The organism is Pseudomonas sp. zfem002 (assembly GCF_032621685.1).
Taxonomy (GTDB): domain Bacteria; phylum Pseudomonadota; class Gammaproteobacteria; order Pseudomonadales; family Pseudomonadaceae; genus Aquipseudomonas; species Aquipseudomonas japonica.
Genome location: NZ_JAVYJH010000043.1, coordinates 1 through 23,322, shown reverse-complemented (window position 1 = coordinate 23,322; position 23,322 = coordinate 1). Strand labels below are relative to the sequence as shown.

21 protein-coding genes and 1 pseudogene are annotated in these 23,322 nt (G+C 59.5%); 10 read left to right on the top strand and 12 right to left on the bottom strand.

The features are described from left to right. The 5 genes and pseudogenes from RTI28_RS29315 to RTI28_RS29295 form a co-directional block, all read right to left on the bottom strand. Positions 1-1,139, bottom strand: a pseudogene (locus tag RTI28_RS29315) (type VI secretion protein VasK); the annotation flags it as partial. A gap of 9 nt (positions 1,140-1,148) precedes the next feature. Then, positions 1,149-2,360 (bottom strand): hypothetical protein, encoded by a 1,212-nt coding sequence (locus RTI28_RS29310; RefSeq protein ID WP_316923738.1) that lies wholly within the window; start codon positions 2,358-2,360, stop codon positions 1,149-1,151. Positions 2,361-2,442: 82 nt separating this feature from the next. Continuing rightward, positions 2,443-3,423 carry a formylglycine-generating enzyme family protein gene (locus RTI28_RS29305; RefSeq protein WP_316923737.1) on the bottom strand — a complete coding sequence of 327 codons (981 nt, stop codon included), beginning with the start codon at positions 3,421-3,423 and terminating at the stop codon, positions 2,443-2,445. Then, the gene (locus RTI28_RS29300) at positions 3,420-4,430 is read right to left on the bottom strand and encodes a formylglycine-generating enzyme family protein (RefSeq protein WP_316923736.1); all 1,011 of its coding nucleotides are present in this window, start codon (positions 4,428-4,430) and stop codon (positions 3,420-3,422) included. The genes RTI28_RS29305 and RTI28_RS29300 overlap by 4 nt, the downstream gene beginning before the upstream one ends. Continuing rightward, positions 4,427-4,810 carry a hypothetical protein gene (locus RTI28_RS29295; protein ID WP_316923735.1) on the bottom strand — a complete coding sequence of 128 codons (384 nt, stop codon included), beginning with the start codon at positions 4,808-4,810 and terminating at the stop codon, positions 4,427-4,429. Before RTI28_RS29295 ends, RTI28_RS29300 begins: the two co-directional genes overlap by 4 nt. A 72-nt stretch (positions 4,811-4,882) precedes the next feature. Between RTI28_RS29295 and tnpB the strand changes: the two genes are divergently transcribed. Beyond that, positions 4,883-5,242, top strand: a complete 360-nt coding sequence (tnpB, locus tag RTI28_RS29290) for an IS66 family insertion sequence element accessory protein TnpB (RefSeq protein ID WP_054913089.1) — start codon at positions 4,883-4,885, stop codon at positions 5,240-5,242. Positions 5,243-5,260: 18 nt separating this feature from the next. Then, positions 5,261-6,793, top strand: a complete 1,533-nt coding sequence (gene tnpC / locus RTI28_RS29285) for an IS66 family transposase (RefSeq protein WP_316923734.1) — start codon at positions 5,261-5,263, stop codon at positions 6,791-6,793. A gap of 157 nt (positions 6,794-6,950) precedes the next feature. Here tnpC and RTI28_RS29280 read toward each other — a convergent pair whose 3' ends face one another. Both RTI28_RS29280 and RTI28_RS29275 read right to left on the bottom strand, forming a co-directional pair. Next, entirely contained in the window at positions 6,951-7,937 is a 987-nt protein-coding gene (locus tag RTI28_RS29280; protein ID WP_316923733.1) for a hypothetical protein, read from the bottom strand. Positions 7,938-8,007: 70 nt separating this feature from the next. Continuing rightward, complete coding sequence (locus tag RTI28_RS29275; protein ID WP_316923732.1) at positions 8,008-8,535, bottom strand: hypothetical protein; 528 nt, start codon at positions 8,533-8,535, stop codon at positions 8,008-8,010. Between the two features lie 328 nt (positions 8,536-8,863). On the opposite strand from RTI28_RS29275, the gene RTI28_RS29270 reads away from it, so the two are divergent. After that, positions 8,864-9,856: a hypothetical protein gene (locus RTI28_RS29270; RefSeq protein ID WP_316923731.1), complete on the top strand. Its 993-nt coding sequence runs from the start codon at positions 8,864-8,866 to the stop codon at positions 9,854-9,856. Between the two features lie 215 nt (positions 9,857-10,071). Beyond that, positions 10,072-10,713 (top strand): hypothetical protein, encoded by a 642-nt coding sequence (locus RTI28_RS29265; RefSeq protein ID WP_316923730.1) that lies wholly within the window; start codon positions 10,072-10,074, stop codon positions 10,711-10,713. Positions 10,714-10,805: 92 nt separating this feature from the next. Here the strand turns inward: RTI28_RS29265 and RTI28_RS29260 are convergent, their stop codons facing one another. Further along, positions 10,806-12,266 (bottom strand): aldehyde dehydrogenase, encoded by a 1,461-nt coding sequence (locus tag RTI28_RS29260; protein ID WP_316923729.1) that lies wholly within the window; start codon positions 12,264-12,266, stop codon positions 10,806-10,808. A 58-nt stretch (positions 12,267-12,324) separates the two neighbouring features. Further along, the gene (locus tag RTI28_RS29255; RefSeq protein WP_316923728.1) at positions 12,325-13,380 is read right to left on the bottom strand and encodes a zinc-binding dehydrogenase; all 1,056 of its coding nucleotides are present in this window, start codon (positions 13,378-13,380) and stop codon (positions 12,325-12,327) included. A 408-nt stretch (positions 13,381-13,788) separates the two neighbouring features. On the opposite strand from RTI28_RS29255, the gene dctP reads away from it, so the two are divergent. From dctP to RTI28_RS29230, 5 genes are all read left to right on the top strand, one after another. Continuing rightward, the gene (gene dctP, locus RTI28_RS29250; protein WP_316923727.1) at positions 13,789-14,901 is read left to right on the top strand and encodes a TRAP transporter substrate-binding protein DctP; all 1,113 of its coding nucleotides are present in this window, start codon (positions 13,789-13,791) and stop codon (positions 14,899-14,901) included. A 16-nt stretch (positions 14,902-14,917) separates the two neighbouring features. Further along, positions 14,918-15,427 carry a TRAP transporter small permease gene (locus RTI28_RS29245; RefSeq protein WP_316923726.1) on the top strand — a complete coding sequence of 170 codons (510 nt, stop codon included), beginning with the start codon at positions 14,918-14,920 and terminating at the stop codon, positions 15,425-15,427. A 1-nt stretch (position 15,428) separates the two neighbouring features. Then, positions 15,429-16,712: a TRAP transporter large permease subunit gene (locus RTI28_RS29240; protein WP_316923725.1), complete on the top strand. Its 1,284-nt coding sequence runs from the start codon at positions 15,429-15,431 to the stop codon at positions 16,710-16,712. Positions 16,713-16,811: 99 nt separating this feature from the next. Beyond that, a complete protein-coding gene (locus RTI28_RS29235) occupies positions 16,812-17,612 on the top strand; it encodes an SDR family NAD(P)-dependent oxidoreductase (RefSeq protein ID WP_316923724.1) in 801 nt (266 codons plus the stop codon). A 58-nt stretch (positions 17,613-17,670) separates the two neighbouring features. Beyond that, positions 17,671-18,918 (top strand): CoA transferase, encoded by a 1,248-nt coding sequence (locus RTI28_RS29230; protein WP_316923723.1) that lies wholly within the window; start codon positions 17,671-17,673, stop codon positions 18,916-18,918. Between the two features lie 118 nt (positions 18,919-19,036). Here RTI28_RS29230 and RTI28_RS29225 read toward each other — a convergent pair whose 3' ends face one another. From RTI28_RS29225 to RTI28_RS29215, 3 genes are read right to left on the bottom strand one after another with little or no spacing between them, the layout of a single operon-like run. Then, positions 19,037-19,675, bottom strand: a complete 639-nt coding sequence (locus RTI28_RS29225) for an SDR family oxidoreductase (RefSeq protein ID WP_316923722.1) — start codon at positions 19,673-19,675, stop codon at positions 19,037-19,039. A 13-nt stretch (positions 19,676-19,688) separates the two neighbouring features. Next, positions 19,689-20,831 carry an NADH-dependent flavin oxidoreductase gene (locus RTI28_RS29220; protein WP_316923721.1) on the bottom strand — a complete coding sequence of 381 codons (1,143 nt, stop codon included), beginning with the start codon at positions 20,829-20,831 and terminating at the stop codon, positions 19,689-19,691. A 29-nt stretch (positions 20,832-20,860) separates the two neighbouring features. Further along, a complete protein-coding gene (locus RTI28_RS29215) occupies positions 20,861-21,781 on the bottom strand; it encodes an alpha/beta hydrolase (RefSeq protein ID WP_316923720.1) in 921 nt (306 codons plus the stop codon). Between the two features lie 143 nt (positions 21,782-21,924). Between RTI28_RS29215 and RTI28_RS29210 the strand changes: the two genes are divergently transcribed. Next, complete coding sequence (locus RTI28_RS29210) at positions 21,925-22,851, top strand: LysR family transcriptional regulator (RefSeq protein ID WP_316923719.1); 927 nt, start codon at positions 21,925-21,927, stop codon at positions 22,849-22,851. Positions 22,852-23,322: the final 471 nt, after the last annotated feature.

Here is a 23,322-nt window from a genome sequence, read left to right as displayed (position 1 = left end):
AGGGTGGTCTGCATCTCGGCGATCTGCGCGCGGTTGCTGGTGAAGGACAGGGCCATGCCGGCGCCCCAGATCAGGGCCAGGAGCAGCAGGCCGACCGGCACGATGCGCGGGGTCTGCCAGCCCAGGCGGCGGGGGTGGGTGCGGTCTTCGATAACGCCGAGCCACGCCTTGTCGGCGAGCCACTCGTGACCAAGATTGAACCTGCGGTAGGACAGGAATGGCAGGCTGAACCAGAGCCCGCGCAACGTTACCCCACGCACCGCCCCGCCGAACCAGGGCCCCAACACATGCGACCAGCGCTGGATACCCTCGTGGCGTAACTCGCTGGAGAGGCGCAGGAAAAAGTCGTGGCGCCTGTCCTGCTGCAACTGCACCAACCCCGTCACCCGCAGCGGGTCAACCAACTCGGTCAGTTCATCGCGCAGCAGGGCGGCCGTTGCCTTTGCCGGCAACAGACAGCCGACCCCGTGGGACTCCCGTCCCTGCTGCGACCATTTGCTGTGACAGACCTGCCAGACATACAGCGGCAGATGCCAATACAGGTCGCGAGCCAGCCCGCGCAGGCCTTGCTGGGCTGCGCACATGGCGCCGTCGTCGAGACTCTGCTCGCGGGTCAACGCCCAGACCACACCATCGAAACCACGCCAACGGGTCAGGCTGCGCCACAGCGCAAGATCAGCAGGATCGGGTGCCTGGCGCAGGCTGCCGCCCCAGAGCAGCACGGTATTCACTCCCGCCAGCCAGCGTTCCTCGCCCAGGCACGGGGCGATGGCCTCGATTTCATCGGGCTCGCCGACCACCAGCAGGACGCGCGTCTTGCGGCGCCAGAAGCGGCCGTGACGTTCGCGCAGATCGCGGTTCAGCGCTTTGAGGACGGAGCGGTCGGGCCTGGCCACCGACCGGGCAACCTTGCTCTGGGCCCTGGCGACAAAGTCGGTGGCAGCCACCTTTCGCACGCCGAACCAGCCAAGGCCCCGAGAGAAGAACAGCACCAGGGAAAGCACCAGCAAGGTCACGGTCAACTGCCATCGATCATCCCGGGACAGCGGATCGCCCAGGCCGTGGTCCACCCAGATAAAGCCCAGGCACAACGCAAAAATGCCGGCCAGCACGGACCAGACTGCAAAATGTTTGATCATTGGAATTCCTCAAGCAGGGTCATGCACGGGCCGCACGACACACCATTGCGGCGTGCCGTCCTGCAGCATGAGAAGTTGTGGCTGCTGCGCCGTCGCAGCCTGCTCGCTGCCGACGATCAGGGCGATATTGCCGACCGCACACGCCGGTGCGCCAAAGGTGTCGTCCAGGTTCAGGCAGGCGCGGATATCCAGCGGGCAGTCTTGCTCGCGCAGAGCGCCGTGCAGGTCATGCAACTGGTCCTTCGGTACCTGGGCCTGCCAGGCGAAAGCTTGGCTGTACGGGCCGACGCAGCCCCACAGCAGGACCTCCCGGACGTCTTCCGGATCGCAGCTCATGGCTAGCGGGCGATGCACCCAGGCGGATGGCTGGATGCCGTCGTCCTCGCAGAACTCGGAGCGAGCCAGAAGTACTGCGGATACCGATTCGGCCTGATCGGCAGTCGGCTGCTGGAACAGGTTCAGCTCCACGGACAGCACCAGCGGGAACGCATCCGCAGGCTTCTGGTCCAACCAGGCATCCAGCCAGATCACGCCCTCGCCTTCGGCGGCGATGGATACCGATTCAAGGTTCAGCGCCTTGCGTTGTGCGCAGGCATGCCACAGCGCGAGCACCTGCGCATCGCCCAGCACCTGGTTGTGGCGGATGCGCACACGCCAGGGCGCCTCGGACACCGAACACAGCAGATCGGCGACGAGTACCGTCAACACCCGGTCCAGATAGGCCTCCAGCCGCTCCGTGTAGTCCTTGCTCTGCTCCTGCGGCTTTTGGGCAACCAGGGGACTGACGTTGATCGTGGTCTTCGTCGCCGGTTGATACGCCGCATGCAGCGGTTTGCTGCCCTTGCGCAGCGCTTCGGCGAGGCGATGGCTGCCGGCCGGTGTGCAATAGGCCGCCGCAAGCAAGGCAATTGCCTCCTGCCCTTGCCCGATCAGCTGGAATTCAAGGTCCGTTCGGGCTTCGTTCCAGCTCTCGACATAATCCCGCCGATGCTCGTAGGCGAACTGCCGCAGCCCATGCAGGATGACCGAGCCGGCCAGCGGAAAGACCACTACGCAGGTCCAGAACCAAGGCAACTGCGGCTGCCATTCTCCCGGCCAGAACAAAAGCACCAGCGCAGCGCCCGCCAGTGAACAGAGCAGGATGATGAACAGCCAGCGAACCCGGTTCGGTGGCTGGGGTAGGACGAGCGCTTCCGGCAGCTCGCGTAGATTCACTGGCATGGGTAGTCCCTCTGAATGCCATGGCACAAAGTTGAAGTTTTAATAATTCACGAAAGTTTCAGGAATTCGCGTTGAAAATCTACTAATCCCGCGCCAGTAGCTCCCCGCTATTAACCACACAGCGCGCTGTTTTTGAGGAAATAAACGCTAGGTTGTTATTCCTGAGGTAAGCATTTGGGTTGGCTTGCATCCTGCGAACATTGACGCCAACCGTCCAATACTCATCTGCGTGATTTTGCCCCCTCAACACTTTTGTAGGTCTCCCCACAATATCCCAATGCATTGGCTGTTCCGGACCTTGCGGATCGTTAGTCGGAGAGTACTTATAATAATCGGGATCATACCAATCCTTTACCCACTCAAAGCCACTATCCGACATCGCGTAAACACCCAAGGGGTTTGGAGGGAAGCGGTCTACTGGCAATGGCGTCAGCCCACCTGTGCGCCAGCCCATTTCTGCCGCAAACTGCTGTCTATCCAACGAAGTTGAAATATTTACCCCTGCAGCCCGCCCCTCGCTGTTAATAGAAAATTTATACGTCCCATCATTGGTTGAAACCATCAGAAACTGCCCACGGCTCCTTGCTGCGTATTCCCACTGAGCTTCAGTAGCCAGGGAAAAAGGCAGACCACTGATATCCGCAAGCCAGGCACAATATTTTTCGGCCTCGAACCAATCCAGATGAGCAGGAAGTCGATCGTGCATGCTGAACAGGGAAAACTGATAACCTCCGACGTCCGTTCGACGTTGCTTTCCGTGATAGTCCAGATAAACCCGGTAGTCCTCATTGGTCACCTTGTATTTATCAATATGAAAATCACTCAAGACCACCTCATGCAAAGGCTTACTGTCTTTTTCAGCATCGAGCTGAATCCCTTCTCTACTGTGACTGGTCCCATAATCGCCCATCAGGAATGCTCCTCCCTCAACGAAGATCTGACGGGATTTAACTTGCGCAACAAAATCGGTGAGTTCTTGCGAAGTTATTTTCACGGCAACCCTTGATTCATCTGCCTCCACACAACCCGTCAATACCAGCACCGTGCCCAGTAGATATCTCAATTTACTGGTTCCTTGTGGTTCACTACACACCGTGCCGTCGTCGAATAGATTTGTTTATGTCCATTCCCGGAAAAATCCCCATCCGGGCTTTGAGGCCGTCTGTGTACATTGACCCCCAAGTTAGAGACCGAATCTGGGAAACCCTGTCCTCTCATTACCTTGGTGTATTGCCCCAACGAGTTTTTATGTTTTGGAGCTTCCGGACCTTGCGGATCGTTCACCGGAGAGTTTTTGTAGTACTCTGGATCATACCAGTCCTTTACCCACTCCGAACCATTATCCGACATTGAATAAATCCCTAATGGGTTTGGAGAAAATCGGTCAACTGGCAACATGGTATAACCACCCGTATCCCAACCCATTTCTTTTGCAAAATCTTTTCGATCCCAATAAGTAGAAATATTCAAACCACGCGGGCCATCATTCTCTGACATCGGCACCTGTGTTCGTCGGTAAGTATTATCGTCTGTCGCCACTGCCAGAAATTTACCTCGGCTACGAGCGGCATATTCCCACTGAGCTTCGGTGGGCAACCCGAAAGAAAGCCCTGTAACCTCGCCCAACCAACTGCAATATCTTTCCGCCTCAAACCAGTCCACGGGAGCAGGATTATTCGGCAGAGAGCTAAACAAAATATATCTTTTCAGCCGAATATCTTCTCGCAACTTCAAACCCTTATACCTCAAATAAAACTGATAATCCTCATTCCGGACTTTGAACTTATTTATCGAATAGCTACTCAAAACCACCCTATGCAACGGCCGACTATGTGAATGCCTGTCATAGCGGAGCCGTTGAGCACCATATTCCGGGCCAAAGTCCCCCATCAGGAATTCACCACCCTCCACAAAAACCATTTGACTCTTCAAACGATCAACAAAGACATCAAGCTTCTCCAAAGAGACCTCTTCCTTCCTTGCATCCTCCTCTGTTTTGCCACAGGCCGTCAGAAAGAACGCCCCCAAAAACAACAACAGGACTTTTGTAGGGACACTGAAAAAGCTCATACAAGAACCTCCCCGCACGCGCCTGCCGACAGACACCTTGAGTAATTCGGGTTGTCCCCCGCATTCAATTTATAGTAAATCGTATTATTCATAGCTAATGCATACCCAAAAGACACGTCCTCTTTCAGACAATCAAAAACTTCAAATACACGTTCTTTTTCCCTCTGCAGGTCAGCATCTCGATCAAATCCAAGCTGTAGAAATTCAACAAGATCCTGTTCCTCTTTTTCAACAATCGACGATACATTTTCATCTTTTCTCACCACACTTCCATCACGACTTACACAAGACAGTACTTTCTGCCATTCCCGCCGTATCTGAATACTATGCAGCACGCAAATCATCGCCTCTTTTCTACAGAAAATTCGTAAGTGCTCCATGAACCCCACATTCAAAGCGCTCAACTGATTCCGGATGCTGTGCTCCCGATTTCTTTCCGGAGCCCGCCGACCATGATGCGACCCGACGCCAAAGTCGAAAAAGTCTACCTCTATCCAAAACCTGTCGACTTTCGAAAGTCCATCGATGGCCTGGCCGCTCTGGTCGAACTCGATATCAAGGTGGCGGTGTTCGATCCCGTGCTTTTTGTCTTCCTCAACAAGCCGCGCAACCGCGTGAAGATCTTGTACTGGGAGCGCAACGGCTTCTGCCTCTGGCTCAAGCGCCTGGACTCCGAGCGGTTCAAAACATCGCCAGATCCGACGGACGTCGCCATCGTCCTGACCGTTCAGGAACTCAACTGGCTGCTCGACGGCTTCGACCTGTGGCGCAACCGTCCTCATCAGGTTTTGACGCCTCGCTACGTCGCCTGATTCGGTATAATCCGCGGCATGATTTCCATGCCCGAAAACCTCCCCGACGATCCTGTTTTGCTCAAGCAATTGCTTGAGCAAATGATCAACGAGCGTGCGTCCGACAAGGGCAAGATCGTTCATCTCGAAGAGGAAGTTGCGCTGTTGCGCCAGCGCCTGTTTGGCCGCAAGAGCGAGCAGACAGGCGACGTGGCAACACCGCAGTTGCTGCTGTTCAACGAAGTGGAGAGTCTGGCTGAGCCGGTCGATGAGCTCGCCGAAGAAGAAGTTGTTGCGCCAACCAAACGCCGTGGCAAACGCAAGCCGCTGCCCGCTGATTTGCCGCGTATCGAAGTCACCCACGAACTGCCCGAACATGAGCTGACCTGTGCTTGCGGCTGCCGCAAACACGTCATTGGCGAAGAAATCAGCGAGCAACTTGAAATCGTCCCGATGCAAATTCGGGTCATTAAGCACCTTCGCAAGGTCTACGGCTGCCGAGACTGCGAGTCAGCGCCAGTGACGGCAGACAAGCCTGCCCAAGTGATCGAGAAAAGCATGGCCAGCCCCAGTGTGCTGGCCATGCTGCTGACGACCAAGTACGTAGACGGTTTGCCGCTTCACCGTTTCGAAAAAGTGCTGGGCCGCTACGGCATCGACATCCCACGCCAAACCTTGGCGCGCTGGGTGATTCAGTGCAGTGAACACTTGCAGCCGCTACTGAATTTGATGCGCGAAAACCTGTTGAACAGCCGGATCATCCACTGCGATGAAACCCGCGTACAGGTGTTGAAAGAACCTGAGCGCGAGCCCAGTAGCCAGTCCTGGATGTGGGTACAAACCGGCGGCCCACCTGATCGGCCGGTGATCCTTTTCGACTACGCCACCAGCCGAGCGCAAGAGGTGCCAACGCGCCTGCTGGATGGCTATCGCGGCTATGTCATGACCGACGACTACGCCGGGTACAACGCGCTAGCCGCGCAGGACGGCGTCGAGCGATTGGGCTGCTGGGCACATGCTCGACGCAAGTTCGTTGAAGCGCAGAAAGTGCAGCCGAAGGGCAAGACTGGGCGCGCTGACATTGCGCTGAACCTGATCAACAAGCTCTATGGCATTGAACGCGATTTGAAAGACGGCAGCGATGAGGCACGCAAGATTGGTCGTGAAGAGCGCAGCTCGCCGGTGTTGGCTCAGTTGAAGAGCTGGGTAGAGAAAACCCAGCCCCAGGTCACGACGCAGAACGCCTTGGGCAAAGCCATCGGCTATCTGGCCAGCAACTGGAGCAAGTTGGAACGTTACGTCGAGCACGGTTACTTGCCGATCGACAATAACGCCGCTGAGCGCGCCATCCGCCCGTTTGTCATCGGCCGAAAGAACTGGCTGTTTAGCGACACGCCCAAGGGCGCGACGGCCAGTGCGCAACTCTACAGCCTGGTCGAAACAGCCAAAGCCAACGGAAAAGAGCCTTATGCGTGGCTGCGCCACGCACTGGAACGCCTGCCGCAGGCGTCCTCAGTGGAAGATTACGAAGCCCTGCTGCCTTGGAATTGCACGCCTCATCTGCATAGCTAAGCGCTCGTCCATCTTTGGATAGGTGGGGTTTATGGAGCGCTTACTGAACTATTAGACGACTTCAAGGCTGCTTCTGGCCATTAGCTACCCTTGCTGTAGGTCAGCTTTGGGTCGAAAGCGGTCACTTGCGAATGGCGGCTTTCGACCCATAAAGTCACTAGCGAACTGCCGAGTAACAATCTGTAGCCGGGACCTGATTCAAAGCGGAATCGACTATTTTCGAGGAGATCTGATACTTTCGACACATTTCTTCTACTTTGTCCCTTAACGGTGTATTGCTAAGAGATTCTTGCAACCCTAATGCGCTCTTATATTTCTTCATATGGTCAGCTTGAATAGCCAATTGCTGAGCAGGAGGAAGAGGCGACAGTATAATTTTATGTATGACTGAGTCGATGTTGTTTACGCTAACCCTCAAATGATCTTGATCGTTTTTTGTGCTTCCTACACCAGTGCTTTCGTGTTTGTATGAGAATCGAATGTCTTTGTCTGTAGGCCAGACTAAAAAACGATACTCATGCTCAAAGCTATAATGAGAAGCTTTAGTGAAGAACGGTTTGTCGGCCAACTCATGCTCTTCAAAAGTATGAGCTCCTTGATCTAGATACTCAATTTTTCTGGCCAACAAGCTATAGCCTTTCGGCAGATCTAAGTTATCAAGCAATGCACCCACGGTAGACTCGATGCAAACAGACTGCCCTAAACTTTCGTAGCATACCTGACAAGGTGTAGGGTGCGTACAGTTGGCTCCAGAACTTCCAAAAAGTTGCCACATTGCATAGCACTCATGCGGTAAATCAATCCAGCAACTAGCGTAAAGCCAATATCTGATATTTTTTAGATAGGCCTCACCATTATCCCTGTGCTGCGGCCCAAACAGGGAGGGAAAATATTCTTTTTTTTCTGGGACCTCTGCAATCTCACTCCTGTCGCTCTCTACGCTTGGCCAATTCCTATTGATCGCGCGATCGAGTACTCCCCAAGAATTGCTGATGCTGGAAAAATTATTAGCTGCAATTCCTCCTTCTAAACGATCAGGAAATTTATCGAATTGAGTAAAGTACAATTCGCCGTTGAGAATGGTCTCAAGATACTTAACTGGGATGTAGCGTCTAATTACGGTTTCACGTGGAATGTCGATCATCACGCCCTCACTTGCGATCCTGCTCTTTTATTTTCAGTTCAGGCACTTAAGAGTGCTCGAAAAATTAACATTACTTCCGCCTGGCCTTTTTCATCGACCTGTAATAATCAATAACTGGACTGCTATACCTAGCCTTGATCATTTTTGTGAAGGATTTATTTACATCCTCAATGCCGGACTCTTTTTTTAGCATATTTTTCGTATATCTGAGCTGAACGTGGAAGTCATCAATCATTTTCTGCTTTTCATCGGGATCAGCGACTTCGTGAATATCCTCAACCCCCATCAACAATGAAACACATTGAAGCGTTACTTCTTCATTTAAATATAGCGCATGCAAGTCACACCACTCAGCCATATCATGAACAGCGTCACTTACTAGCTGATGCATAACTTCCGGATCTAATGAAGGTGAGCTTATGATCTGGCTGCCAACGGATCCACATGCACACAAGCGCGAATACAGCTCCTCGAAAATATCGAGCCGCTTTTCAAATGTTTTTTGAGCATAGTTTTCAATACGATTTTTTCGCCGCAACAGTTCGTTGGCAAGTAAACCCAGTACTACTCCAAATAGCCCTATCAGCGCACTTTCCACATGTGGCCTCCTGTAAAATCCACCAGCTTTTAAATCTAGGGGATTAAACCGTACCTTTCTACGAACCTGCAACCGTCTGGACGTCACGTGTACGGCTGGCCATTCCAGCTCGTCGGCGGTAGCTCGCGAACAGCGAAGCCAGGCCCGCATCTAGTCTGTGGAATGAGTCCCCTAGCAGCCCTTCACCGAGGACAGCTATCGGCCAGAAGCGATCTCCGAGTTTTGGTTCAGGTTCTCGTAAATGCTAGCAAGTCTCTGGACATCGTGCCGGCGTGTCCGTAATGTTCGAGCCACGCCGCTATTTCGTACGCGAGTACCGACGATCGACATGCTGACGCAGCCAAAAGTATTGGTGGCTGAAGTTCCGGATCGACGAACTTTAAAATTAAGTGTCAAGAATTTCTCGAAAATGGATTTTACTATGCAGCACGACATTGAATTTAATGAAGGCAAAAATATTGAGCACCAAAAGCTGAAACCCCTCCGAATACTTGAGATTTATTTATGGGTATTTATCGCCATGGCCACAGGCGGGCGAGTAACTTACCTATTATACTCTCGCCCTTTTGACGCAGGGACCATTCTTCAAGAGTTCTATTGGGAAATTATCGCAGCGGGATTAGTTTTGATTTTTCCAATATTTTTCAGATTGATATTTGGCCTTCTCCCTCTTGAATTTGTGCGATTTAGTCGCCAACAAAAAATACGACCATCCGTTATAAATATCGGAGGAGACTATGTTGTTAGCGCTTCCGAAAACTCCAGCTTTGAGCCGACTCAGGCAGGCGGCGCTCCTGCCGCATCATCTTTAACTGGGAAGGATTTACTGCTTAACCATGCAGCAAATTCACGAAATCTGGCAAAAGGAATATATGGTAGGTCTGGCGTTTATCTGCTTGTAGGTGTATTGGTCGCATTTTCCGGCTTAGCTTTTTTCTATTCTCAGACCGTAGGGCTTGCACAGCCCACTGAAGCGAATACTCTATTTTTCTCCTTGGCACCAAAGTTTGGAATACTTTTCTTTATTGAGTTCGTAGCTTTCTTTTTCCTAAGGCAGTATCGGTCAGCAATGGATGAATTTCGTTATTATGAAGCTATTGCAAGAAAGAGAGAGGAAGTCAGCGCGTTACTGGAAGTGGCTAAGGACTTAGGCGCATCGGTCGAACTTATGGAGCTAATCAAGCATGAATCTTATTTTTCAAAAACGAGCGTCATTAACAAGGATCAGACAACTGAGATTATTGAGTCGCGCAAGATGGAAAAAAGCGAAATAGATCTATTGGAGAAAATTGTAGAAACTTTAGCTAGAGCCAAGAAGTAAAGGCAAGCCTAGGCCTGGAGGTTTTGGTGCGCTCACGCTAAGAGTGCTATGACATAAAGTATGCAAATGACCGCTTCGGGTCGTTAGCCGTCGTTCGAAAGCTGGCCGCTATCGACCCAAAGCCGTCCTTCGCGCAGGGGAGTCATCGACCCAAAACGCTTCATGAATATCCGGGATACTCGGAATCTCCAATCGCTACAAACCAGGTACGTTTCATGAGCGCACACTTTTCACGAGGCTCCAGGAACAAGGTTGCTTTCGTCCTCTCCTGCCCCGGCCGCCATGAAGAGCAGGCCAAGCACCCTGCCGCAGGAGTTACCGGCAGCAATCTAAATCGTTTGCTTGCCATGCTTGGCGAGCGGCTCGACCTGCAACCGCTCGAACGTGCGCACGTTACCATCACAAATGCATGGGACAGGATCGAATATCGCAAAAAGACATCCAGATCAGAAGCGACTGACGCCGAAGTGACGCAAACCGACAACCTTCTCCGACTGGCAGGCGAACTCCTCCATGTCACCGAACTTGTAGTTTTCTGCGGATGTAAAGCCAGGCTGGCATCACGAGAATTGCTGCGTCTGGAACTTCTTCCGAACCTCAAGCACGTAGCGTTCGTGGACCACCTTGGCATGCGTGGGCTCCTCGCAATCAAGTCAGACGCGAACGGCAAGCCAATTGTTGCCGCCACCAAGCAGAAACATGACGGCAGACAAGATCCCTTGTCATTTATAGGCGCCGAAAACACAAGCCGCCGACTCAGCGTGGTACTTCAACGGCTGCTGGATAGCATCCAAAGCGTCAACAGGCATGGAAGATGCCTTGAGGCATCTGTCCATGATCGTGATGGCTGCCAGTGAAACCAACTTCCGGACCTGCGAGTCCCCAACATCAGTGCCACACAATGCCAACAGGCGAAGACACCCAAACACCAGCCATCCAACAATAAAACTCAAGCCAGCACGATCGTCTTCGACTCCATAAACGCCAACAACCCCTCTACCCCACCCTCACGACCAATACCCGACTGCTTGAACCCACCAAAACCAACCGAGAAATCCGTACGCGGCCCGTTGTGCCCAACCGTTCCAGAGCGAATCTGCCGCGCCACGCGCAAGGCCTTTTCACGGTCGTTGGTGAAGACCGCGGCGTTGAGCCCGAACGGAGTGTCGTTCGCCAGGCGAATGGCATCGGCCTCGCTGTCGGCGGGGATGACGCAGAGCACCGGTCCGAAAATCTCTTCCTGGGCGATGGCGGAGCGATTGTCGACGTTGGCAAAGACCGTCGGCTCAAAGAAGAAGCCCTTTTCCAGATGCCCAGGACGTTTCCCCCCGGTCACCAGCGTGGCGCCTTCGGCAATGCCCTTCGCCACGTAACGCTCCACGGTTTCCCGCTGGCGCGCGCTGGCGAGCGGGCCGGAGGTGGTGTCGGCGGCAAACGGGTCGCCGACGACGATCTGCCGCGCGATGTTCGCCAGGGCCTCGACCATCTGGTCGTGCTTGGCCCGCGGCACTATCACCCGGGTCAGGCTGTGACAGATCTGCCCGGTGTTGTAGCCAAAGTAGGAGTTGCCCAGGGTGGTGGCGGCCGTTTCGATGTCGTAGTCGTCGAGCACCACGGCCGGCGACTTGCCGCCCAGCTCCAGCGTTACCCGGGCCACCCGATCACCGGCGATGGCGCCGATCCTGCGGCCGGCACCGGTCGAACCGGTGAAGGTGATCTTGTCCACGCCCGGATGACGCACCAGTTCCTCGGAGACATCGCGGTCCGCCGTGACGACGTTGATGACCCCCGGCGGCAGCCCGATCTCTTCGCAGATCTGCGCAAGCAGGTAGGCCGAACAGGGCGCCTCCGGCGGCGATTTGATGACCATGGTGCAGCCGGCCAGCAGCGCCGGCGCGGTCTTGTAGGCCATCAGTCCCGCCGGGCCGTTCCAGGGAATGATCTGCCCCACCACGCCCACCGGCTCATGCACGCGATAGGCCTGGTTTCCGCTCACCGACTGATGGGCCTCGCTGAAGGCGAAGGTCGAGGCCATCGCCGCGTACTGCCGGAACGCGCCGCTGATGAACAGGCCGATACGCGGTTGGGCGACCTTGTAGACGATGCCGGTTTCGATGGACCAGATGCGCGCGAATTGGTCATTCAGCGCCTCCAGGCGCTCGGCGATCTTCTCCAGGTAGACGGCGCGCTCCTGTGCACTCAGGCGCGGCCAGGGGCCGTCGTCAAAGGCCTCGCGCGCCGCCGCGATCGCCCGCTGCATATCCGCGGAGGCGGCTTTTGCCACGGTGGCGACCACTTCTTCGGTCGAGCAGTCGAGTACCTCGAAGGTTTCGGGGGTGCTGGGCAGCACCCACTGGCCTGCAATGAACAGTCGATCGGGGTGCTTCAGGGAAATGCTTCTTTTCGTCATGTCGATCTCGTTTGGGCGTCGCTGCGCCCCTGGATGGGTTGGCCGGAACAGCACGCGCTCAGAACAGGATCACGCCCTTGCCGCCGGCCTGCTGGTTGAAGTCGGCGTAGGCCGCGCCGGCCTGCTCGAGGGACCACTCGCGGGTGAACAGCCTGTCCACCTCGACACCCTGGGCAGCGATGAAACGCGCGCAGTCGTTCATGCCGAGTGCCGATACGGTGAATGAACCCACCAGGGTTCGTTGCTTGCCGATCAGGTCCTTCATGACATCCAGGGCCAGGTTGCCACCCACCGATACCAGGGCGATCCGTCCCCACAGGCCGGTACTGCGCACGGCCTGGCTGCGGGGGATTTCGCTGCCGGCGCACTCCATGGCGCAGGAGGCGCCCTTGCCGGCCGTGAGCTTGTGGATCTGTTCGACCGGGTCGACCTGGCTGGCGTCGATGGCATGCGCAACGCCAAAGGCCCTGGCGTTGCGTACACGCTCGGCGTTGATGTCGACGCCGATCACCTCGACGCCCATCGCCGCCGCCAGCTGCGCGGCGGAAAGCCCGACGGGGCCCAGGCCATAGATCGCCAGGGTGTCGCGGGCGCTCACGCCCAGGCGCAGCAGCGCGCCGTAGGCAGTGCCGGTGCCACAGGCGATGGCGGCGCCGCCCTTGAACGACAGGTCCTGAGGCAGGTGGATCAGCGAGGACACCGGCACCTTCATGTAGGTGGCGTGCCCGCCATGGTTGAGTACGCCATAGATATCGGCGCCGTGATCGCACAGCTGGGTCCAGCCGCCGCGGCAATGCTCGCAGTGGCTGCAACCCTTGTAGTGAAAGACGATGACCCGATCGCCGGGCTTGAATGCCCGCGCATCGACACCGGCCCCCACCGCGGCGATGACCCCGCAGGGCTCATGCCCGCCGATGATCTCGTCGCCGCGCATGCGCGCCTTCAGGCCGAGCATGTCGAGGGCCTCGTGCATGCCGTGTCGGTAGTAGTGCAGGTCGGTACCGCACATGCCGGAGGCTTTCATCTCGATGATGGCCTCGCCAGGCCCCGGGGTGGGGTCCGGGAAGTCCCTGACCTGCACTTCGCACTGTCCCTTGAAAATCATGCCTCGCATGGAACGCCCTCAGCATCGCTTGTTGTTAGGGGTGATGACCGGCGGCCGTTGCCTTCGAATGCGCCTGCACGCTTGCCAGCCAGCGCAACAGCCTGCGCATGTCGGGTTTCGAGCCTAAGAGCATCCCTGACGGCGGGGCAAACGCGATAAATCGAAGTGCCGATTCGTCGCCAGCGAAGCCGCTTGAGGATTCGTCGCAGGCGAATCGGCGCTTGCGAATTCTTCAGCCGAAACAGCAGGCGCGAATGCCTGCGCTGCTGCATGGTTATCCAGGCATCGCAGCCGGGCGCAAGACCCGCTGATCCGCTGCAAAGGAGTGAGCCCATGCCCTGACACGCCAGAGCCAAGCGACACCCAGACAGGAATAGAAACAACAACAAGATCATTCCAGTTCCAGAGGCACAGACCATGTTGTTCCGTTCGAAGACACGCTCCGCTGGCCGTGCGCCCGCGCCCCCAGCCGCCGCCCGGTCACGTACCGCGCAGCAGCGCCCGTCGCTGCTGCAGTGCGCGACGGTGTTGACCCTCGCCAGCCTGTGCAGTGCGTTTCCCGCCCAGGCCCAGGATCAGATCGACCTGAAGTTCACCCACCGCTTTTCCTCGAAACACTACGCCTGGACCCATGGCGGCGGCGTCTTCACCCAGGCGGTGGAAAGCGCCTCCGCCGGCCGGGTGAAATTCGAGACCTACCCGGCCGCGCAGCTGGGCAAGGACTATTTCAGCCTGCTGCGTTCAGGGCTGGCCGATATCGCGGTGTTCATTCCCGCCTATGAGTCGGACAAGCTGCCGATGTCCACGGTGGTCGAACTGCCCAACATGTACAGCAACATCTGCCAGGGCGCCCGCACGCTGGCGAGCATGGTCAGTGACAGCGGCAGCATCGGCCGGTCCGAGTACAGCCGTCACGGGCTGCATGTGCTGTTCGTGACCCTGATGCCGCCCTACACCTTCATGACCTCGAAGCAACCGACCACCAGCCTGGAGACGATGGCGGGCCTGAAGATCCGTGGCAGCGGCGCGGCCATGACCAAGACGGTCCAGGCGCTGGACGCCGTACCCGTGCAGATCTCCGCGTCGGAGGTCTACGAGGCGCTGTCGCGCGGCACGGTCGACGGCGCCGTGTACCCCTACAACGCACTGACTCCCTACGCCCTGGAAGACCAACTGAAGTACTCCGTCGACGGTGTCAGCCTGGGCGGAACGGCGGTGGTGTATGCCATCAGCAGCAAGAAGTGGAACGCCCTGCCCGCGGAGGTGAAAACCATCATGAACCAGGCGGCGCAGGCCACCCAGGCCTCGATGTGCCAGTGGCTGGACGAGGAAAACGTCAGGATCAGGCAGCAGATCGTCAGGGACAGCGGCCATATCGTGACGCAACTGCCCGCCGAGGACCTGGCCAGGCTGACGCAGGCCATGCAGCAGGTCAGGGCCAGCTGGGCGCAGGTCATGGATGCGGCCCACCACGACGGCAGTGCCCTGCTGGAGGAATACCAGCAACTGTTCGCCGCATCGCAACCATGACCTTGAGAGCCCGCCCATGAAATCGATAATCCAAGCACTCGAGAAATCCACCACGCTGCTCGCCGGTCTCTGCCTGCTGATCACCATGCTGCTCATCAGCGCCGACGCGGTGGCCCGCTACCTGTTCCATTCGCCCATCCCGTGGACGATGGACGTCATCAGCTACTACCTCATGGTGGTCATTTCCTACCTGGCGATCTCCGATACGTTCCGCCATGGCGACCATATCCAGCTGGACCTGTTCCTCGCCCGCATGGGCCCGCGCACCCGACTGCTGGCAGACACCGCCTGCTCGCTGCTGGCGGCCTGCGTGTTCGTGGTGATCGCGATTGGCAGCACGCTGAGCCTGATCGAGTCGCTGCAGGCCGACGAGTTTCTCACCGGTTACGTCAACTGGCCGGTCTGGCTGAGCTACCTGCCCATCAGCATTGGCAGCGCCCTGCTGTCCTTGCGCCTGATCCATCACTGCTCGCTGCTGTTGAGCAGCGGCGAGGATGCCTCTCTCGAACAACCCGAGGAAGCCTGAGATGATTGCTGCTGCTTTTTTCATTGCCCTGTTGCTGCTGATCAGCCTGGGTTCGCCCATCGGCTTTGCCATGGCGATCGTCGGTGGTCTCGGCCTGCTGTGGGCCGGTGGCCTGGACGCGCTGGTCATCATGCTCGGCTCGATGCCACGGGAATCGGCGGTGGTCTACGAGTTCGTGACCATCCCCATGTTCCTGCTGATGGCCGAGTTCGTGCTCCGCTCGGGCGTGACCGATGACCTGTTCAAGGTCGGCGCCGCCTGGTTCGGCCGCATTCCCGGCGGCCTCGGTATTGCGACGGCGTTTTCCGGGGCCGGTTTCGGGGCGATCTGCGGTTCGTCCTCGGCGGCCGCGGCGACCTTGTCGGCCACCTCCCTTCCGGCGATGCTCAAGCACGGCTACGAGCCGCGCCTGGCCGGTGGCTGCGTGGCGATTTCCGGGACCCTGGCGATGCTGATCCCGCCGAGTATCGCCATGGTGGTCTACGGCCTGATCGCCGACGTGAACATCGGCCGGCTGCTGATGGCGGGCGTGGTGCCCGGGATCCTGGTGACCCTGACGATCGTCGTCACGGTGTACACCCTGGTCAAGCTCGACCCCTCGCGCGCGCCCTTGTCGGAGCCGGTCGCCCTGCGCGAGAAACTGCGCCTGCTCAAGAGCGTGCTGCCGGTGCTGCTGCTGTTCGCCGCGATCACCGGGGTCATCTACACCGGTATCGCAACGCCCACCGAAGCCTCCGCGCTGGGCGCGCTGATGGCCGGCGTGCTGTATGTCGCCCGCGGACGCGCGTCGCTGCCGGATCTGCAAGGGCTGGTGGCACGGGCGGCGCGCACGTCCTGCATGTTCGCCATCATCATCCTCGGCGCGAAGCTGTTCGCCATGGTCTTCGCCCTGACCCATGTCACCCAGGACCTGATCGCCTGGGTGGGCGCCCTGGATGTGTCGCCCTGGACCATCATGCTCGGGCTGGTGCTGCTGTACCTGGTGCTGGGCTTCTTCATGGACCAGATGGCGATCCTCGTGCTCACCGTGCCCATCGTCGCGCCACTGGTGTCCTCGCTGGGCTTCGACCTGGTCTGGTTCGGCATCATCATGATCGTCGTCGCCGAAATCGGCATGGTCACCCCGCCGGTGGGCCTGAACTGCTTCATCGTCTCCAAGTACTCGAAGACCCCGGTCTCGCAGATCTTCAGAGGCTCGTTCCCCTATGTGGTCACCCAGCTGATCGCCATCGCGATTCTCCTGACCTTCCCCCAGCTGACCCTCTGGCTGCCGCAGAACATGTAAGCAATCCGCCGCGGCGAAGCCCTTCACCGCGGCGGTTTCATCACGCCTGCGCGGTGCGTGGCATCGCCAGTTTCGACAATGCACAAGGACCCCAGAGCAATGAGCAATCTCGACGGTAAAGTCGCCATCGTCACCGGTGGCACGGGTGGTATCGGCAAGGGCGTGGCGCTGCAACTCGCCGCCCGCGGTGCCCGGGTGGTCATCAATGGCCGCGACGAAAACAAGGCCCGGGCGGTGCTCGAACAGATCCGCGCACTGGGCGGCGAAGGCTGCTTCGTCGCCGGCGACGTGCGCTCGAAAAGCGACATGCAGGCCCTGGCCGCTGAAGCAGCGCGCCGCTTCGGCGGCATCGACATCGTCGTGCCCAATGCCGGTGGCAACGATGACGAGGCCCGGCAACCGCAGGTGCGCGGCCCCTTTGCCGACATCGACCTGGAACGGGTGACCCGATTCGTCTCGCAGGCCGTGGCGGCGAAGCTGCTGGTGGTGCAGGCCGCAGTGCCTTACCTGCGCCAGGGTAGCGGCGGCAGCGTGGTCTTCGTCACCTCCGAAGGCGGTCGCTCGCCGACGCCCGGGCAGACCGCCATCGCGACGTTCTCCGGCGGCCTGATCATGGCCAGCAAGGTGCTCTCGAAAGAGCTTGCCCGGGACAGGATCCGGGTCAATTGCGTGTGCGTCACCGTGGTTCGCGACACCCCGTCGTGGGACGCCGTCTGGGGCGAGGACAGCGGTGTTTCCGAACAGCACCGCAAGCAGTACGAGAAGATCGTCGCCAGCAGCCCGTTCGGCGTCGCGGCGCCCGCCGACATCGGCAACGTCGTGGCCTTCCTGGCCAGCGACGATGCCGCCTACCTCACCGGCACCACGGTCAGCCCCACCGGCGGCCTGACCCTCCACTGAGCCGCCCGGCTCACCCGACAGTGGGCCGATGCAATGACAAGAACAGGAGCAATGCGCGATGTCGAATCAATGTGCCCCCGATCATCCCGAGGCCGATCCCGGCAAACTGGTCGGTCCGCTGACCGGCGTGCGGGTGCTGGACCTCACCTCGAACTTCATGGGGCCGTACGCCTCCCTGCTGCTGGGCGACATGGGCGCGGACATCTGCAAGATCGAGGCGCCTGAAGGCGATACCACCCGCAATGTCGGCCCCAGCCGCAACCCGGGCATGGCGGCGATCTTCCTGCACCTGAACCGCAACAAGCGCAGCCTGGTGCTGAACCTGAAGACCCCCAGCGGCCTGGCCGCGCTCCAGCGCATGATCGCCACGGCGGATGTCCTGCTGTTCAGCCTGCGCCCCAATGCGATGGCGCGGCTCGGCCTGTCCTACGAGCAGGTCCGGGCCATCAACCCGCGGATCATCTACTGCGGGGCCTTCGGTTTCGGACAGCGCGGCCCCTATGCCGAGCGTCCGGCCTATGACAACCTGATCCAGGCCGCCGTTGGCGTGCCGATGGTACAGAGCCGCAAGACCGCCGGCCCGCCCAGCTACGTGGGCACGGCAATCGCCGATCGCATCGTCGGCATGGCCACCAGCAACGCCATTCTCGCCGCCCTGCACTACCGCGGGCAGACGGGCCAGGGCCAGTCGGTGTCGGTGCCGATGTTCGAAACCTTCGCCCACTTCGTGATGGGCGACCATCTGTATGGCCATACCTTCGTGCCGGCCCTGGGCGACTGGGGCTATGCGCGCATGACCAGCCCCGAACGACGCCCCTTCCCCACCCTGGATGGCTACCTGAGCGTGGAGATCTATACCGACCGCCACTGGCAGCGCCTGTTCGAGGCCGTGGGCCGTCCGGAGATGGCCGAGGATCCGCGTTACCGGGACATCCACAGCCGGGCGCAGCACATGAGCGAGCTGTACGAGTTCCTTTCGCACACCTTCGAGACCCGGACCAGCGCCGAGTGGGTAAAGCTGCTGATCGAGGCGGATATCTGCGTGATGCAGATGAACACACCCGAGTCGCTGCTCGACGACGAGCACATGAAGGCGGTGAACTTCTTCGAAGAGCAGGAGCACCCGAGCGAAGGCCGCATTCGCACCATCGGCCTGGCGCACGAATGGAGTGCCACGCCCGGCGCGCTGCGTTTTCCCGCGCCGCGCCTGGGCGAACACACCAGCGAATTGCTGCGCGAATATGGTTTTGCCGAGGAGGAAGTGGCGGCCATGCTGGACGCGGGGGGGGCATTGGCGGCGCGCTGAGTCGCCACACGGCCATGGCCTGGGYCGAAGCGCCCAGGCCATCGGTTCGAAGACTTCCGCGTGAAGGACGAGCCAAGAAAAGCCGGACGGCACCCCAGGGTGCCGTCCGGCTTTGTGCTCAGTGCATGAAGCCGGGTTTGTCGCCGTCGGAGCCGGGTTTGTTGACGCCCACATTGGCCCGGCTCAGATGCTCCGGGTTCACGATGACGTCGCTGATCAGCGCCGCGACGCTCTTGCGCGAAACCTCGGTGCCTTTGAACGGGGCATGACGGCCCGTGGTTTCATAGTCGACCTCGTCCACATCGCTCAGCCAGGCCGCCCGCAGGATCGTATAGTCCACCGCGGAGGCCTCGATCAGATCGGCGGAGCGTCGATAAGGCCCCAGGTACTGGCCGATCTCGGCGCGGTTCCACTCACCGAACGCGCCGGGCACTTCGTCGTAGATGCCCAGGGAGTTCACGAACACCAGGCGCGTCACCCCGGCAGCCCGCATCGCCGCCAGGACATGCTGCGTCTGCACGTCCACGTCGCCGGCAAGATTGGCGTACACCACGTCCTGCCCTTTCATCAATTGGGCCAGCAAGGCCTTGTCCAGCACATCGCCGATCACCACCCTTGCATTGCGCGGTTCAGTACCCGTGAGCTTTGCCGGGTCACGCACCAGCAGTGTTATCGACAGATCGCAACGCTCGCCCAGCATGGCGACTACCCATCGGGCAATCTGGCCGCTGGCGCCGAGGATCAGTACCTGTTTCATGGTCTTGTCTCACTCAGGAATGGGGTTGCACAGGGAACCATCCCTGGGTCGCCTGGATCGTCAGCCAGAGCTTGTCCGGGATATCCAGATGCTGCACATCCGCGCTGCTCAGGGCGGTGGCGATCGGCGCCTGCTGCATGGCCTGCTCGACCCATTGCGGGTTCATCACCAGGCCCTTGCCGATGGCCACCAGCGACAGCCCCAGCGCCAGGGCTGCATCGGCCTGGCCAGGGGTCCTGATCTGCCCTGCCGCGATGACCGGCACACGCCCGGCGACATGCTCGACGATCAGGGTCGCGGTCAGGCGCTCATCGACGGCATCGACAGGCCTGGCGTGCAGCACATCGACCAGCGAGGCGTGCAGGTAGTCGAGGCCGTTGTCGATCAGGCGGTCGATCAGGGCGCGGGTGTGCTCGAGCCGCAGCCCACCTTCCATCGACTCCTCGGGCGACAGCCGGTATCCCACCAGGAATGGCCGGGAAGCGTGGGCATCGATCACACGCCGGACTTCACGCAGGACCGCGAGCGGGAACTGCAATCGCCCCTCGTCCGTTGCGCCCCATTCATCGCTGCGCTGGTTGAAGCGCGGCGACAGGAAGTTCTGCAACAGGAAGCCATGGGCGCCATGCAACTCGACGCCATCAAAGCCCGCCTCGATGGCGCGCCGTGTGGTCTGGCCGAAGGCCCGAATGGCCGCAACGATCTCCTCGTGGCTCATGGCCCGGGAGACCACGTCGCCGCTGTTGAAGGGGCCCGCCTGCGCGTTCAGGGCGCTGGCACTGACCACATCGCCGTCCGGGATCAGCGCCGGGTTGGCCTTGTTGCCAGCATGGAAGATCTGCAGGATGGCCACCCCGCCACCGCTCCTGGCGGCCTCGGCCAGGCGACGCAGGCTCGGCACGAAACGGTCGTCGTGGCCGGCGAACTCGTCGGTGAAACCGATGCCGTTGTCCTGCACATGGGTGCAGCCGGTCAGCACCAGTCCGACGCCGGTGGCGCGTCGACGGTAATAGGCGATCTCCTGGTCGGAGATCGTCCCGTCCGGGTTGGCCGACCAGGTGGTCATGGGGGCCATCGCGATGCGGTTGCGCAAGGAGATCCCCTTGGCGAAGGCAATCGGCTCGAACAGGGCTGAAGGGAAAGCGTGCACGTTCATCAAATCCTCTTGGTCTGCAACCGAGCGCATCACAGGTGGTCCTTGAAGAAGGGCACCAGTCGGGCCAGGGCCTGGCCTACCGGCTCCGGCTTGTCGTACAGGTCGTAGTGCGACCAGCCGGGCACCACCACCAGTTCCTTGGTCTTCGACGCCGCCCGCCCGATGATCTCGCAGCCGTCGCGGTAGGCACCGAATGCCCCGACCTTGTCGCCCACCACCACCATCAGCGGCTGGGTCAGCAGCACTTCGGCCAGGTGGAAGGCGTCCCAGCCCACGGCATTGCCCTGGTGCGAGAACAGCGCGCGGTTCAGGCCATTGGGCTTCTGGCCGCGCGGGGTGCGGTAGTACTCGGTGGCTTCGTACACGTCGATTTCGGTCGCACCCACGCGCTTGGCCTCCTCCGGCGACGGCGGCAGCAGGTCGTCCACCCGCCGTTCGGCGCCGCGGGCTTGGGCGGTGCGCTGCTGGGCGATGGATTCGAGCAGGGCGATGGGGTCGAAGCCGCTGAAGCCTTCACGCATCAGGCGGCCGTAGTTCACCCCGGTAATGGTGGCGACGGCCTTGATCCGGCGCTCGGTCATGGCGGCATTGATCGAGTAGCCACCGCCGCCACAGATGCCGAGTACGCCGATGCGTTGCTCGTCCACATAGGGCAGGGTCATCAGGTAGTCGGTCACCACGCGGAAGTCTTCGACACGCTGGCTGGGGTCTTCGATGAAGCGCGGCTCACCGCCGCTGGCGCCCTGGAAGCTGGCATCGAAGGCGATGACCACGAATCCTTCCTTGGCCAGGGCCGCACCATACACGTTGCCGGAGGTCTGCTCCTTGCAACTGCCGATCGGGTGGGCGCTGATGATGGCGGGGTATTTCTTCCGGGCATCGAAGCCAGGCGGGAAATGCAGGTCGGCGGCGATATTCCAGTACAGATGGGGGACTTGGACGGTTTCCATGAACGTTCACCTCGTAGAGCAGTGGAAGGGCCAGCGCGGTGACCCGTGCTGTGTTGAAGGAAATGTTAGAAAGCGGATTAGCTTTGAACAAGACCACAAAGATGACTACAGTGTTAACCCACCGTTTACAGTCAGGAGCACCCGTGGACCCGTCACTGTTGCCGGCGATGGCGATGTTCGCCCTGGTTGCCCGCCACAAGAGCTTCACCAAGGCTGCGCTGGAGTTGCGAGTGTCGCGCGCGGCGCTGTCGCAAAGCCTGAAGAGCCTGGAGCAGCGCCTGAACGTGCGGCTGCTCAATCGCACCACCCGGGACATGTCGCTGACCGAGGAAGGCCAGCGCCTGTTGAGCACGCTGGCCCCGGCCCTCGCCTCGATCGACCAGACGGTACGCAATATCAACGACACCCTGGAGGAGCCGTCCGGCCTGCTGCGGGTGAACACCCCGCGTGTGGCTGCCAAGCACCTTATCGAGCCCTGGGTCGGCGAATTCCTGGCCCGATACCCCAGGCTGCGGCTGGAACTGGTCATGGATGACGGTTTCGCCAATATCGTTGCCGATGGCTGCGACGCGGGTGTGCGCCTGGGTGAAAGCCTGGCGGAACACATGGTCGCCGTGCCCATCAGCCCGATGATCGAGATGATCGTCGCAGGCGCGCCCGAGTACCTGCGCCACCACCCTGCCCCCACCACACCGGCCGACCTGGTGCAGCACAACTGCCTGGGTTATCGCAACGCCACCAGTGGCTCGATCTACCAGTGGGAGTTTTCGTCACCCGATAGCGAAGGGCACAGCTTCGTCTTCGAGCCGCAAGGCTCGCTGATCACCAATGACGATGACGGCATGATCCGCGCCGCCCAGCAGGGGGTAGGCCTGCTGCAGCACATGGATCTCGCCTTGCGCGAGCCGCTGCTGGCCGGCTCGCTGCAGCGCGTGCTGCAGCGCTGGAGCAAGCCTTTTCCCGGTTTCTACCTGTATGTGCCCACGCGGGATCAGATGCCCGCCAAGGTCAGGGCGTTGTTGAATTTTCTTGTAGAGAAGCGCGAGTTGCTGGCGGCGCGGAAGCTGTAGGAACTGGTCTTGCCAGCGATGAGGCCGGCAGGGACAAAGAGCTTGCCTGACCGGGCCAGATCGCTGGCAAGCCAACTCCCACAGGTTTGCAGCGAGCCGAAATCCTGCCCCCCTCATTGGCAAACCTCCAAGCCCTGGCACTGAGGCGGTGAGCCGGCATCTTGCGGCCGGCAGTAATCCTTGATTGGGTCGAGGTAACGGGACTAGTGCCCGTTACCCCTCCCACACCACCGGACGTGCGGTTTTCCGCATCCGGCGGTTGGATCGCTCAGCGTTGCACTGAGACGAGATCTTGCGCAGTGATCAGTCCARRCAGTAATCCTTGATTGGGTCGAGGTAACGGGACTAGTGCCCGTTACCCCTCCCACACCACCGGACGTGCGGTTTTCCGCATCCGGCGGTTGGATCGCTCAGCGTTGCACTGAGACGAGATCTTGCGCAGTGATCAGTCCAAACCGCCGCAGGCATTGA

Coding starts and splice junctions, on each gene's coding strand:
- RTI28_RS29310 (WP_316923738.1), bottom strand. CDS start 2,360: ATGCCAGTGAATCTACGCGAGCTGCCGGAAGCGCTCGTCCTACCCCAG.
- RTI28_RS29300 (WP_316923736.1), bottom strand. CDS start 4,430: ATGAGCTTTTTCAGTGTCCCTACAAAAGTCCTGTTGTTGTTTTTGGGG.
- RTI28_RS29295 (WP_316923735.1), bottom strand. CDS start 4,810: ATGGAGCACTTACGAATTTTCTGTAGAAAAGAGGCGATGATTTGCGTG.
- tnpB (WP_054913089.1), top strand. CDS start 4,883: ATGATGCGACCCGACGCCAAAGTCGAAAAAGTCTACCTCTATCCAAAA.
- tnpC (WP_316923734.1), top strand. CDS start 5,261: ATGATTTCCATGCCCGAAAACCTCCCCGACGATCCTGTTTTGCTCAAG.
- RTI28_RS29280 (WP_316923733.1), bottom strand. CDS start 7,937: ATGATCGACATTCCACGTGAAACCGTAATTAGACGCTACATCCCAGTT.
- RTI28_RS29270 (WP_316923731.1), top strand. CDS start 8,864: ATGCTGACGCAGCCAAAAGTATTGGTGGCTGAAGTTCCGGATCGACGA.
- RTI28_RS29265 (WP_316923730.1), top strand. CDS start 10,072: ATGAGCGCACACTTTTCACGAGGCTCCAGGAACAAGGTTGCTTTCGTC.
- RTI28_RS29260 (WP_316923729.1), bottom strand. CDS start 12,266: ATGACGAAAAGAAGCATTTCCCTGAAGCACCCCGATCGACTGTTCATT.
- RTI28_RS29255 (WP_316923728.1), bottom strand. CDS start 13,380: ATGCGAGGCATGATTTTCAAGGGACAGTGCGAAGTGCAGGTCAGGGAC.
- dctP (WP_316923727.1), top strand. CDS start 13,789: ATGTTGTTCCGTTCGAAGACACGCTCCGCTGGCCGTGCGCCCGCGCCC.
- RTI28_RS29245 (WP_316923726.1), top strand. CDS start 14,918: ATGAAATCGATAATCCAAGCACTCGAGAAATCCACCACGCTGCTCGCC.
- RTI28_RS29240 (WP_316923725.1), top strand. CDS start 15,429: ATGATTGCTGCTGCTTTTTTCATTGCCCTGTTGCTGCTGATCAGCCTG.
- RTI28_RS29235 (WP_316923724.1), top strand. CDS start 16,812: ATGAGCAATCTCGACGGTAAAGTCGCCATCGTCACCGGTGGCACGGGT.
- RTI28_RS29230 (WP_316923723.1), top strand. CDS start 17,671: ATGTCGAATCAATGTGCCCCCGATCATCCCGAGGCCGATCCCGGCAAA.
- RTI28_RS29225 (WP_316923722.1), bottom strand. CDS start 19,675: ATGAAACAGGTACTGATCCTCGGCGCCAGCGGCCAGATTGCCCGATGG.
- RTI28_RS29220 (WP_316923721.1), bottom strand. CDS start 20,831: ATGAACGTGCACGCTTTCCCTTCAGCCCTGTTCGAGCCGATTGCCTTC.
- RTI28_RS29215 (WP_316923720.1), bottom strand. CDS start 21,781: ATGGAAACCGTCCAAGTCCCCCATCTGTACTGGAATATCGCCGCCGAC.